Raw genomic sequence first — 14,424 nt, 5'->3', positions numbered from 1 at the left:
CGCAACAAGTTAAAGTTTCAGAAAGGTATCAGTTTGACCAAATTCCTCACCGCCATCTCAAATGGCTTCGCATGCTTCAAAGCCGTTACTAAGGCAAGCTGCACACACAATCAGGTTGTCTATGATGGTGACCGCGCTTGTGTCGAAGCGTCCGCGTTTTGTTGGGTGAATACAGTACTCGGTAATTTAAAGAGTGCCTTACGCAGCAGCTACGATGTATTCGGCCCTAAATATACGCAGTGCTATTTGACGAAATTTCACTGCCGATTTAACTGTATTTTCGATTTTTTGCACTCTTATTCTCCGGCCCACCTATGTGTCTCTGCGCACTCCATTATTGCCGGAAAGATTGCTGAAACTCGGTTTAGATGATAATTGGGTATTTTTTACAACTATTAATTTGAGCACACTATAAAATGTTCACTACCATCTCGAAGACTAAAAGGGTTTTGTTCCACCTTTCTGTTGCAGCATGTGCAGCCATATCGATTACTGCCTGCAGTGGATCCGAGTCTGGCGGAGAAGTCACTGTTGTAACTCCAGACACCCAGACGCCGCCGCCCCCAAGCGCACAAACCTATGTGGTGGATGACAGCCAAGCACTGCAGGATGCGCTGAATGAAGTGCGGGCAGGCGATACTATCCTTATCAGAGGCGGTCGCCAATACAGAACTAACTATCGCTTCCCCGGTGAAACCATACGAGGATTTACACTGGCCAACAGCGGAACGGCGGATGCCCCGATCCGTATTGCTGGTGATACAAGTAACGACACCTCTGCACCGGTTATTGATCAGGGCATTACCTCGACCGACGAAGACAGCGTGGTTGGCATTTACCTTTTGTGCGCCAGCCATGTTGTTATTGAAAACCTTGAGATCAAAAATGTACACTCATCTGGGATTTCATCATCGCTCGGCGACTGTGAATCCAACGGTATCAAGATCCGCAACACTCATATCCACCATGTATATGGCGACAGAAATGTTGGCGGTATAAGGTTGTCGCGTGCCAGCCAGGTGGCGATCAGCAACAATTTAATCCACGACATCTACCAGAGCGATAGGGAAAGTAACACTCCCATCGTTACCGCAGACAGCGGTGACATCACGGAGATAGCCATCAGGCAGAACCACTTCTCCAATTCCGACACCGGTGTTCGACTCCAGGCCCAAAACGATAAACACTTGTCAGGTATCCTTATTCAAGACAATCACTTCGAGCTGCTCGACAAGGCGATTGTCGGAACAACGAATTCACTGAATGGCGCCTCCACCGCAGACAGCAAGATGAGCGAACTGCAAATCCAGGGCAATTTATTCCTTGAAACAGCCAGTGCCATTAACCTGGACACAGGAAACACCAGTGAGCAGTCGCAAGATCTCAGTATCGCCAATAATACCTTTCACGATATCGAACGTATTGCAGTAAACCTCTCAGGTATTATAGATATCAATATCTACAATAATATTTTCAGCCATGTGGGAAGAGACCTTCTGATAACCCGCCCATCCAGCCAAGTGAATATTTCAACCGATATCAGCGAGATGGATTACAACCTTTTCTGGCACACAGACTACACTGCCTCAACGGGCCCCGAATGGCTACTGGACCTTGGAGGCGAAAATCCTCAAACGTTTAATAGCTTTAACGATTGGACGAGTGCTTTCACCGACACGCTTCATGCACATTTGCAATCTGATCCTGACCAGGTCTCGCAGTTTGTTGATCCTCTGTTTTCCGATCCAGAAAATGTGGACTTCACTCCACAGGGTAGATTTGCAATAAATGGTGGGCATCACGGAGAGACTTTAGGGGCATTCACAGACGTAAAGCGGCCAGGGCTAAGCAACGAAATTCCATAGCCACTGAGTGGCGACCTATTCCTTCGCTACAATAACAGCGCACGCGAGGTTCTTCCCAGCCTTACAAATGGTAGTTCAGTAAAAATTTTTTGAGTAGTGTGTAACGTTTTACTTTGTGACCGTAGAATTTCCCAAGTGATTGGTCATAAGATTCCGACCTGAGCTGAATTAGCTACAATAGCGTTCAAATTGAGCATTGCTGCTGAACGTTTGGCATTCCGATCCCTGTGGTCTATGTTGAAGGTTTATGGAATGCGTTCTGGGGGGACACAACCGTGAAGAGAAGGGAGTTTCTGCAGAGGGCGGGGCTGGCTATCGGCGCCGTCACAATGAACGGCACCGGCGCAGCGCAAGCTGCCCCAACGAGCATCGGTGCTGCCGCGACAAATTGGAACGCATTTCGAGACTTATTTCCACTGACCCGTGACTACATACAGTTGGCTACATTTCTGCTGGCTTCGCACCCGCGCCCGGTTGCCGAGGCGATCGAAACGCATCGTAGGGCCTTCGATGAGAACCCTGCCGACTATTGGCACCGCCACTACAAGACCATCGATGGCAAGATCACCGACAGTGCGGCGCGCTACATGGGCGGCATCGGCAGTCACATCGCGCTCACCGACAGTACCACCATGGGCCTGGCCATGGTTTACAGTGGGCTGCAGCTCGCCCCCGGTACGGAGGTACTGCAAACCACCCACGACCATTATTCCACCGACTTATCGCTGCAGCTGCGCGCCAAGCGCACTGGGGCCAGCGTTCGTCAGATCTCGTTGTACGACGATCCGGCCCTGGTGTCGGTGGACGGCGTCTGCAGCCGATTGCACGATGCCATTAAATCCGAGACTCGGGTCTTCGCCTGCACTTGGGTGCACTCCTCTACCGGCGTCAAGCTGCCGATCAAGGCCATGTCCACCGTCATCGACGAGATCAATTTCAAGCGCGACAAGGACGATCAGATTCTGTTCTGCGTGGACGGCGTGCACGGATTCGGCGTCGAAGATCAAGATGTCAGCCAGCTGGGTTGCGACTTCTTTATGGCCGGCACCCATAAGTGGATCTTCGGCCCGCGCGGCACTGGCGTCATCTGGGGCAACGAGCGCGCCTGGTCTATGGCTCGCCCCGTCATTCCCAGCTTTAGCGAGAGCTACAGCGTCTGGTTGGGCCAGACCACGCCGGATAAGGTGCCGGTAGGCCAGCACATGACCCCGGGCGGCTTCCATTCTTTCGAGAGCCGCTGGGCTTTGCCCGCGGCCTTCGACCTGCACCTCGCCGTGGGCAAGGCGCGGGTGCAGAAGCGCATCCACGATCTGAATACGCAGACCAAGCAGGGACTTGCCGAGCTGGACCACGTCAAGCTCTACACGCCGATATCACCGGAACTGTCATCCGGCCTGGTATGCTTCGATGTTGATGGCGTGCCCCAGGTGGAGGTTGTCAAACGCTTGCGCGGCAAAGGGATCATTGCCAGCGCTACACCCTACCGCAACTCCTACGCCCGCTTCGCGCCGAGCCTGCTCAACGCATCTGCAGAGATTGACACGGCCGTGGCTGAGGTGAAGGCGATGGCTTGAGCTGCATACGTGTTTCACTCTCGCCCCTCTGTGCGAGAGCGAAACGCTATATCCGAGTTCAATAGGGTTACCGTGGACTTCTTGTCGCAGTGAGGGTAAGTGTGATTTCGCTAGCAGTGAATCACCCTGGGTTTGCCGGAGGCAATTTGATTTGAGTCATGCCGCTTGGGCAGACTCGGCTTGCTGATAATACAGCTTTTCGTATTCGGCTGGAGGCATATCGCCAATTGGCCTGAGAATGCGGCGATGGTTAAACCAATCGACCCAGGTCAAGGTTGCGCGTTCAACCTCATCCAGCCCTTTCCAGGGGCCTGTTCTGTGGATGACCTCCGCCTTAAATAAGTCGCTTATGAAGCTTTTGCTTCAATGGGATTTTCTGAGAAGAAAGGAATATTCGACTCGAATGTTTTCCCTAACTCACTTGCCTTGACTGGCTGCTACGGTGGTTTTGCCGGCCTCCTGTGTCAGCATAGTTGCCGCGTCCACTTTTTAATCAATAGCGTTTCATTCATGCCCCAAAAAAATCGTACACCCAAGATAACCGATTTAGAACATAAATCGAACAGTTTGGCAGTGCACTGAATAACTACATTCATTATAAGTCAAAATTTTTTTATTAAATATTGTTCATAGATTTCCTGCCAAAGTGATTGTTGTTATACGATGTAATTTGAAATAGCTTACTCCATAAGTATACTTCAGTGCATTTTTCCCCATATGCGCAAGGGGAGATTTTTTGCTAATAAAAAGGTATGAACTCTGTGTCCCAAGGTGTTAAAGCATTCTCCAGCACTTGGCTGTCTGGATTGCTTTTTTTCTTACTTTTTTTGTCCTCTCTGGCCTTTGCCAATATTTCAGGTCCTTCAACCAGTTCTACTGGGAGAATTGACCTTACCTTCAAAAAAAATTCTTCGAGGCAGGACGGTGAAATTCGGATTTATAGGAATGGGGTTTATCGCTCAACCTATACGGTTAGACCTTCAGTGGGTAGCGCAAATTTTTATTTTGGAAGTGGAAGCTACCGATTTGACTACTATACTGGTACGAAATGCGAACTGAGTGGACCGGATGGCTTTTGTACAGATCCAGGCTTTTTTAGAAAGATAGGTAGCCATACAGTATCGGTACAATTGGCAATCCCCGGGTCAATTAGTTTAGGGGCCACAAATACATCTGGTAGTTATACGGTGAGCTGGGAGGCAGCATCCGCAGCTCCAGACAAATACGAGCTTTGGGAGCGCAAGGATAGTGGTTCCTGGAGCAGCGTCTATGCCGGATCCTCTCGTGCCAAAGCGTTTTCCGGACGTTTAACAGGAAAGTATGAATACCGAGTACGTGCGTGCTTCATAGACTGCAGTAGCTATACTTCCATAAAGCCCATCACAGTGGTGAGAACGCCGGGTTCAATTACTGTACCGGCTTCGAGTACAAATGGTAGCGTCAACATTTCCTGGCAGTCAGTTTCCGGGGCGTCCAAATACAGTCTGCATGAGCAAAAGAATGGCGGTTCTTGGAGTGAAGTTTACAGCGGTACTTCTACTGGCAGAACGATTAGTGGGCGAGGAACAGGAACCTATCTCTATCGAGTTGCCGCGTTTGAAGGCAGTACCAAAGGTGCCTATAAAACTTCCTCTACTGTCACTGTCTCACGTGCGCCATCTGTGCCTAAGAATTTTGTCTTGCCAGGCAATAGTTCCAGTGGAAGTTATACAGTCAGCTGGGATGCAGCTTCCGGCGCAACGAGATATCTTTTGGGGCAATCTGGCAGTGCCACTGGCAGTTGGTGGCTTACGGGTACAAGCAAGACGTTTATCAGCAATAAGAACAGCAGTTATACTTACCGAGTAAAATCTTGCAAGACCTATAATGGAGTTGAGTCTTGCAGCGCCTGGTCAAGTGCTAAAACAATAACGGTAGAATTGGCAATTCCCGGGTCAATTAGTTTGGGGGCCACAAATACATCTGGTAGTTATACGGTGAGCTGGGGGGCAGCATCCGCAGCTCCAGACAAATACGAGCTTTGGGAGCGCAAGGATAGCGGTTCCTGGAGCAAGGTCTATGCCGGATCTTCCCGTGCCAAAGCGTTTTCTGGGCGTTTAACAGGAAAGTATGAATATCGAGTACGCGCGTGCATCATAGACTGCAGTAGCTTTACTTCCATAAAGTCCATCACAGTGGTGAGAACGCCGAGTTCAATTACTGTACCGGCTTCAAGTACAAACGGTAGCGTCAATATTTCCTGGCAGTCAGTTTCCGGAGCGTCCAAATACACCCTGCAAGAGCAAAAGAATGGCGGTTCTTGGAGTGAAGTTTACAGCGGTACTTCCACTGGCAGAGCAATTAGTGGGAGAGGAACAGGAACCTATCTCTATCGAGTTGCCGCGTTTGAAGGCAGTACCAAAGGTGCCTATAAAACTTCCTCTACTGTCACTGTCTCACGTGCGCCATCTGTGCCTAAGAATTTTGTCGTGCCAAGCAATAGTTCCGGTGGAAGTTATACAGTCAGTTGGGATGCAGCTTCCGGCGCAACGAGATATCTTTTGGGGCAATCTGGCAGTGCCACTGGCAGTTGGTGGCTTACGGGTACAAGCAAGACGTTTATCAGCAATAAGAACAGCAGTTATACTTACCGAGTAAGATCTTGTAAGACCTATAATGAGGTTGAGTCTTGCAGCGCTTGGTCAAGTTCTAAAACAGTCAATATCACACTTCCTGGTTTGATGGCACGGTCTGCCTCGAATGATGGCAGGGTGGTCTTATTATTTAATACCGGGTGGAAGAACCTTGGCCAGTGTGTCCTGAAGCGTAACGATATATCTGTCAGTCAGGCTACTTTTGTGGACGGTTCAAGCTTTACAGACTTGCTGTCTGAGAGTGGGGACTATCGTTATACCTATACTTGTCACAAGTGCCTGCAAGGCCAGTTCCCCAATTGTGAATACTCCGAATTGGAAGGGAGGGTCTCTGCAACGGTGACAGTTGTTATTGCGCCCAGTAAAGCGACTCTCTCTATTGCTAGCACAAAATCCTATGACGGCAAGGCCAATCTGACTTCCAGCAGCAGCGGACCCATCCAATCAGTGCGTTGGCAAAAGCGCAAAGCAGGTAACGCCTGGCCTGCGGACAGTACCTACAATACAACGGGAGCCGTTGGGTATACAGCGACCGGTTTGACTGATGGCAATTGGGAATTCCGCTGTAAAAACTGCAACAGCGCCGGCTGTAGCACAAACTGGAGTTCTCCAGTTGGGATTGCTGTTTGGAACCAGCCGGTGCCAACCGCGCCGGTTTTGCAAGCTATCCAGAACAGCAGCAATGGTGATGTCCAGTTGAGCTGGAGTGATCGTTCCAGTGAATTTGTCTACAAATACAAAATCTATGAAAATGGTAACCTTTCAAAGACGATTACCACCAGTTCCTCCAATCCCACTGTACGTTCGGGCACCACGCTCAAACGCAACGACGGCAGCTACCGGTATCATCTGGTTGCCTGTAATCTGCGCACCTGCTCCGGTTCCGGTAATACACAGTCGGCGATTGTGGCCAAAAGACCGGGCACCCCAGGCAACCTGAATTTGTCCCCGCTCTTTTCCCGCACAGGCAGTGTCGATTTGAGCTGGGGTAGCAGTAGTGGTGCATTGGTACGCTATGAAATTATTGCCGGTACGGCAAACTCGGTCAGTGGCACAGTCTCCTGGCAGGAGTCAGCCGTCACCAGGCATACAGATCTGGAAGACCTGACTCAGGGCTTTCTGCTCGACAGCGGATTTTTTGCTTATAAGGTGCGGGCCTGCAATCAGGTTCTCAGTTTTAGTAGCTGCTCTGCAACAGTGGCTTCGGAGATTGTTGAGGTGGATCTCTCCTCGCCGCCGGTCTCTGTGGAGACACCTCCGCACAGCGCAACGGCACCGGAAAATACCAGCCCGAGTGTGCTCGCATCCGATCGTGTCGGTGTGCTGCCGGGCGAGTTCAGGGTCAGCGAATCCGGCGCGGCGACCTATACAATTCCGCTCCAGGCCGGTCCCGCCTCCGGTGGCAGCACCCCGGGACTTAGCGTGACCTACAGCAGTTCCGCCAGCAATGGCCCTCTGGGGGTCGGTTGGGGTATCAATGGACTGTCCGCAATCACCGCCTGCCGCAGAACTTTTGAGGAGGATGGTGCCAATGGTAGTGCCTTTGATCGGTTCTGTCTGGATGGCCAGCGCCTGAAACTGGTGTCCTCCGGCCAGTACGGCAGCTTCGGCAGCGAGTATCGCACCGCTGTGGATGGCTTTGTGCGGGTAAGGCTGGTTTCCAGTACCGTCGACAGTGGTCAGGGGTTTGAGGTGTACCGTAAGGATGGCTCTATCTCCTATTACGGCATGAACGCGGATGCCCGGCAGGAAAAGGAGTGGTACATCAATGCGCAAGAGGACAGCGCGGGCAACCGCATTGCGTACACCTACCTGAAAGACACCGCGATTGGTGAGCATCTTATCGAAACTGTTGAGTACTCCAGTAACAGCTACGATGCCCCGCTAAACCGTATCAGGTTCCAGTACGACACAAGCCGCGCGGATACAATCCACGGCTACCGTTTTGGGCAGAAGCGCGCTTCCACCAGAAGGCTCACCACCATTATCTCCAGCGCTGATTCCGTAGAGTTGAGACGTTACAATTTCTCCTATAAGAGCAGTGCCACAGGACGCTTGCTGCTCGCAGCAGTTGAAGAGTGTGTAAACAGCAACTGCCGCAGACCCACGATATTTACCTATGCGGAGTCTGAAAGAGCGGGGTTGGTCAGTGGTACGGCTAACCCGGCTATATTTCACTCCGGTTACGAGGGTGGCAAATACGCCGATATCAATGGGGACGGGCGCACAGACCTGGTGTTTATCCGCTATGACGGCAGCCACGGCAAGCGTTACATTCGCATCGCGTTGGGTACCGCACAAGGGAGGCTGGCCCTGCAGTCTGCCCAGATGCGGATTCGTGCCAACGAGCGAAAGGAATGGCACCTGCTGGACTATAACAATGATGGCAAGGATGACCTGTTGCATGCGCCCATTGAAGACGATGGTACTCACTGGCAAGTTAACTTTTCCAATGGCACCGGGTTCAGTACCACCGATACCCCCACAGCCATCAGCTACCAAGCAGACCAGTTAGGACAAATGCATGATTTCAATGCCGATGGTCTGCCGGATTACCTGAAGCTGGATTCATCTTTAACCGTGCAAGGAACACCCCGGTTAAGAATCAGGAAGCTACTCAAGGACCACTCAGGGCGCCTGTCTTTTGATACAACGGAAGAAGTTCGTTCTCTTGATGTGCCTATTTCCAGCCCGCCAGGTGGCAAACAATTTCTATACGCCCGTACAACCAGTGTCCAGATTCGGGATAAGGACGTAGTGGCAGATTTTAACGGGGATGGCAATGCAGATATGACTGCTGTTGTTTCCAATACCTGGAGGTGTGTCGAACCCTCTGCCGACTGTTATCAAGGCATCAAAGAAAAAACTGATTATCGATTTGTTGTCTTGATTTCCTCTGAGCGGGATCAATACGTCACAGCATATTCCCGTGAATTTACAGCAAATCCGAACCCGGTTTCACCAATTGTTGCGGACCTAAATAGCGATGGCCTGCCAGATTTCCTGTTGCGATATCATGTCGGTAGCAATTGGGAAGTGTTTTATAACAATGGGGAGAACTTCGTTGTATCGCACAGCCTGCCTTCAGAGGTGGGTGACAAAATCCAGCTGTACGACTGGGATATGGATGGCCTGGTGGATATTCTCTACCCCAATGCCAACGACAAGGAGAAAGAGAAATACCAGTATCTCTATGTTCTGCCCAACCGCTCCAATGGTTTTGGCAGTCCCATAGATACTGGCCTGCTGTTTGGTGTTGATAAAAATGACCACAGCCACTATGTAATGGATTTGACCGGTGATGGCCGCCCCGAAATTGTTGAGAACTGCGCTAACCGGGATGAGGAGGACAACCACTGCGACGATATGCGCAACCGCGTGGGTTTCTTCAGTGGTTCGGGCCTTACCGACAAGTACGTGCGCGTCCTCAAGCCCAAGCATGCTGACAAACCGCTAGATGTACTGACCGAGATTGAAAATGGCTTTGGGGTAAAAACCGCCATTCACTACGCGCGTCTGAACGACGACAGCGCCAATGTCTATACCCGCAAGCAGGGCTCCTTCGAACTGAACTACGGGCGCGGCTCGCCGGTATTCGATCTCTATTCGCCCATGTACGTGGTGCAGAAGGTGATCTCCGACGCCCCTGCGGCCAACGACAACGACAACACCGTTGAGGCCCGCTACCATTACGCCGGAGCGCGTATGCAGAGTGGTGGTCGCGGTTTCCTCGGCTTTGAATCGGTCACCACCTACGATCCGCAGAATCAGGTAAAAACCACCACGCATTACCGCCAGGACTATCCCTTTATCGGCATGCCCGCGCAGACCGCCAAGGTGATTGAGCCCAATGCCGACAAAATCAGCACTCCGGCTTCCTGCAGCGGCTCCGGCCTGACCCTGATTGGCTGTGCCATTAACACCCTGGCATCTATTGAGCCGGTGTCCGGTAAAACCGTGATGCCCTATACCCAGAAGGCCGAGGACCGGTCCTATAGCCTGGGCGGACGCTATTTGGGCAAGGTGATGACCACAACCGCCTACAGTGCCGCCAAGGATATTCAATATGGCAATGCCACATCGGTAACGGTGCAGTATTACGACGCCGCCAACAATGAGGTGCAGCGCAAGGCCACCAGTAACCAATACAACAATGTGGTTGATAGCAGCCGTTGGCACCTGGCGCGCCTGAGCCAAAGCACGGTGACCACCCAGCGTTACGGCGGCCTCGCCTCGCCGCAGATTACCCGCACCGTGCACTTTGCCTATGACAGCCAGACCGGTTTGCTGACCGATGAATGGATAGAAAAGCATACGCCGCTGGCACAGCATACCCACTATGAGCATGATCGCTTCGGCAACCGAATGGTAACCACCGTAACGGATGCCGCCGGTAACAGCCGCAGCAGCCGCACCGGTTTTGACGGCTACGGCCGCTATGCCTTGAACCGGGTCAACGGGCTTGATCAGACCGCCGAGCAGTACCAGGATATGGACCCCTTCGGCCAGCCGCGCAGGGTACTGGATATCAGCGGTGTAGCCACAAGCTACGCTTACTCCCCGTTTGGCAACCGCTATTTTGAACACCACGAAACCGGCAGCCACGCCACTACCCTGAGTGCACTCTGTACCGACAGCAGCGATTGTCCCACAGTGGCAGGCGTACCGGCCCACTTCAAGGTGACGACTACCGGTATTGATCAGACCCGAACTGTGATGTACCACGACCGCCTCGGTCGGGAAATCCGTAAACAGACCCAGGACTTCCACGGCAGAGCGGTATTTGTGGATACCCAATACGACGCGCAATCCCGCGTCAAGAAAGTCTCGGACCCGTTCAGTGCCGGGCAGACCCCCCGCTGGACCAGCTACAGCTACGACATACTCGGCCGCACCTCCGGCATCGATGCCCCGGCGGGCCAGTGCGACAGCACCGCCCGCTACGATGGCCTCACCGAGACCACTACCAACTGTGCACAGCAGACCAAGATAACTCAGAAAAATGTGCTGGGGGAGCTGGCGCAGGTCACCGACAATATCGGCGGCAGGCTTCAGTACACTTACTACGCCGACGGCAATCTCAAGCAGGTGCGCACGCTAAACAGCGCTGGCGGCGAGCTGTCGGCAACGCGCATCGAATACGACATTTTAGGCCGCAAGACCCGCATGGTGGACCCGGACAAAGGCACCTGGACCTACGGTTATGATGGTTTTGGTGAGCTGGCCTGGCAGAGGGATGCCAAGGGGCAGGGCACCGCCATGACCTACGACACTCTTGGCCGTATGGTAACCCGCGCGGATTACACAAACTTTGATACCAGCAGCCAGGACGGCAGCCTGCAACACTTCAGCCGCTGGTACTATGACCAGGACCCCGGCTGCGACACGAAATACCGCTTTGATGGCAAGCTGGTGGCTGTGGCCCAGTCTCCAGTCGCCATTAATGGCGACTGCAATGCCAATCTGGAGGATATCGGCTACCTCAAGCTGCTGCACTACGACCGCTATGGCCGCCTCGGCGAAACCACCACTGTACTCGGTGTACTGGATGGCGAAGGGGATTTCTACGAGAAGGTCACCTACGACCAATACAGCCGCGTCAAGCGCAGCTTCGACGCCAGTAACCAGCAGGTGGGCCGCCGCCAGGATTACCTACACGGCGTGGAGACGGTGTACAACCCCTTCGGCTTCAAGGTGGGGGTGCGCGATGTGCGTACTCCCGCGGGCCAGGGCTACTATTACCGCGTAAAGCGCATGAACCTGCGCGGCCAGGTGGAAGAGGTGCTGCTCGGCAACGGGCTGACCACTACCTACGCCTACAACCCGCAGCACCACCGTCTCACCGGTATCCTCACGGATATTAATCCCGATGTGGGCCAGGTGCAGAACCTGCAGTACGACTGGTCTGCCATCGGCAATCTGTTATCCAAAACCGACCGCAGCGGCGACGGCAGCTACAGCAAAAACCTGCAGGAGCGCTACGAGTACGATGGCCTCAACCGCCTGCGCTACGCCCACCTCTACCGCGCGGGCAGCCAGGCCGGCACACAGGAGGTGCGCTACGATAACACCGGCAATATCACCTTCAAAACCGGTGTGGGTAATTATACCTATGACGGCCCCCGCCCCCATGCCGTGACCAAGGCCGGCAGCACCAGCTACCACTACGATGCCAATGGCAATATGACCAGTGACACGGGCAACCGCACACTGGAATACACCGTGTTCGACAAGCCCAGCCTGGTTACCGAATGCAGCCACGATACCCGCTTCGACTACGGCCCGGATCGTAGCCGCTACAAGCGCGTGGATGACAATGGCAGCGGCACGGTTACTACCCTGCAAATTGGCAGCGTGGAGAAAGTCATTGAGCGCAGTACCTCTGGTGCCACTATCAAGAGCTTTTATCGCCGCACTATCGCTGGGGTTGCTATTGAGCGCATCGAACTTGATGCCTCCGATGCAACTGCCAGCATTACCATCCAGTACCTGCACAAAGACCTGCAGGGCTCACTGGATGTGATTACCGATAGCCATGGCCAGGTGGCAGAAGATGAGAGCGGCAACAAGTTGGTCTATAGCTTTGATGCCTGGGGCAAGCGCCGTAACGCGCTGAGCTGGCAGCAGATTGCCGGTTCGCCTTCGAGCATGGTTAGCGCACTCAGGGTGGGTATCTTCAATCATCTGAGTAGCAATCGTGGTTACACCGGCCATGAAATGCTGGATGAGGTGGGCCTGATCCATATGAATGGCCGGGTTTACGACCCGATCCTGGCCCGCTTTGTGTCTGCAGACCCGATGATCGATGGTGTCACTTCGGTACAGGGCTACAACCGCTACGCCTATGTGCACAATAATCCGCTGGCCTATACAGACCCTTCGGGGTACAGTTCGTGGAATAAATACCGGGACTCTGTAGTAAAGCCGGTCATTGCACTGGCTATTACCATCTACTCAGCAGGTACTGCTTCTGGACTAGCTTGGGGGTACTTTGGTACCGCAGTTACCCACTCTCAAGCTGCGGCAGCTTTACTCATTGGGGGCGCTGCTGCGGGCGCAATACAGACCGGCACAGTTAAAGGGGCCTTTTTTGGTGCCTTCAGTGCTGTTGCGTTCTCTGGAATGCCTGGAGGGTGGAGCCCCACAAACATAGCGATTCGGGGTGTAGCGGGGGGGATATTGGCAAAGCTGGGCGGAGGAAAGTTTGCCCACGGCTTTGTGTCCGCCGGTGTAGGTGGAGGCTTTGGCAAGGATACCCATATTGCTGTTAGGATGGTGGTAACGGGCCTGGTTTCTGAGGCAACAGGTGGGAAGTTCGCAAATGGTGCCGCTACGGCTGCGTTTGCTGCGATTGTTAGTGAAGCTGCAAGGGAATCACAAAAAGAAAGCATTGCTCGAAGAGGTGGTGTTTTAAAAGCCGCTAAAGGCGGCAAACCAATTACTCAAGAGCAATTGAATCAAGCACTGTCAGAAATGCGATCAGGGTACTTTGATGGAAAGATAGCAAGCGACCTTACGATAAATATTTCTTTTGGCTCTATATCTGATATGGGCCAAGCACCAGACCAAAATACGATAATTATTTCTGATGAACTAGCCATCTCGCAAAATTTGATGAAGTTTGTTAAAAGTACAATAGGTCACGAATTGGTGCACATTATGGATCATATCCAATATGGAGGAATGACCCCAGGGACGGTTACACATTATCAAAGTGAAATTCGAGCATATAACTGGAATTTAAAAAATGATCCCAGCCTTGGAATTCCACTTCATGAAGTTGCTCTAGATTATTACAACCTAATAGATGAATACAAAACAGCTATTAAAAATGTTGAGCGACAGCAGCAACTTATGGAAATGATGAGATGAATAACCTAAAAAATATCTCCCTTTTTCTAATATTTACCTTTAATATTACTCATGCAAGTGCAAACTATAAAATACCTATTTTTTCAAATTTAAATATTAGCGAATTCAAAGATGTATATGATTTAGATGATGGTAAGGTTCTCGTCTCTCTTGCAAAAAATGGCACCTTAAAGGTTGAGTTTTTCATAAATAATAAAATCTTTGAACTTAAGGAAAATCTTTCTGATATTGAAAGGGATGTTGATGTAAATAGCTATAGCTTAAGTCGTTCAATATCTAACCCTGAGAAATTTAAACTTCTCATCCCGTTTGGAAATCCTAGGGAGGTTAAAGTAGCGGGAGCGAAAGTGATAGAAAGAAATTTTATAGATATCAGAGTTGATTTAGATGGAAGGGTAAAAAAAGAGATTTTTTATTGGCCCGAACCACAAGGATAATCAAGGCAGCGGAAATTATTGCCATCAAAGATTCGGTGGAACC

5 protein-coding genes and 1 pseudogene are annotated in these 14,424 nt (G+C 51.8%); 5 read left to right on the top strand and 1 reads right to left on the bottom strand.

Translation table 11 applies throughout. The features are described 5' to 3' along the window. Positions 1 to 33 precede the first annotated feature (33 nt). From Q1A48_RS21840 to Q1A48_RS12555, 3 genes are all read left to right on the top strand, one after another. On the top strand, positions 34 to 372 hold the full coding sequence (locus Q1A48_RS21840) for a transposase (RefSeq protein WP_366523410.1): 339 nt from the start codon (positions 34 to 36) through the stop codon (positions 370 to 372). A 44-nt stretch (positions 373 to 416) separates the two neighbouring features. Continuing rightward, entirely contained in the window at positions 417 to 1,865 is a 1,449-nt protein-coding gene (locus Q1A48_RS12560) for a right-handed parallel beta-helix repeat-containing protein (RefSeq protein ID WP_299945318.1), read from the top strand. A gap of 275 nt (positions 1,866 to 2,140) precedes the next feature. Then, complete coding sequence (locus Q1A48_RS12555; protein ID WP_299945315.1) at positions 2,141 to 3,439, top strand: aminotransferase class V-fold PLP-dependent enzyme; 1,299 nt, start codon at positions 2,141 to 2,143, stop codon at positions 3,437 to 3,439. Between the two features lie 156 nt (positions 3,440 to 3,595). On the opposite strand, the pseudogene Q1A48_RS12550 reads toward Q1A48_RS12555, so the two are convergent. After that, positions 3,596 to 3,790 (bottom strand): annotated as a pseudogene (locus Q1A48_RS12550) (IS3 family transposase); the annotation flags it as partial. A gap of 2,486 nt (positions 3,791 to 6,276) precedes the next feature. Here Q1A48_RS12550 and Q1A48_RS12545 point away from each other — a divergent pair. Beyond that, positions 6,277 to 13,944: an RHS repeat-associated core domain-containing protein gene (locus Q1A48_RS12545; RefSeq protein ID WP_299945311.1), complete on the top strand. Its 7,668-nt coding sequence runs from the start codon at positions 6,277 to 6,279 to the stop codon at positions 13,942 to 13,944. After that, positions 13,941 to 14,381, top strand: a complete 441-nt coding sequence (locus tag Q1A48_RS12540; protein WP_299945308.1) for a hypothetical protein — start codon at positions 13,941 to 13,943, stop codon at positions 14,379 to 14,381. The genes Q1A48_RS12545 and Q1A48_RS12540 overlap by 4 nt, the downstream gene beginning before the upstream one ends. Positions 14,382 to 14,424 lie beyond the last annotated feature (43 nt).

Source organism: uncultured Microbulbifer sp. (genome assembly GCF_947489355.1).
GTDB lineage: Bacteria > Pseudomonadota > Gammaproteobacteria > Pseudomonadales > Cellvibrionaceae > Microbulbifer.
The sequence above is the reverse complement of the archived record's forward strand: the minus strand, read 5'-3'. Positions and strand labels throughout refer to the sequence as shown.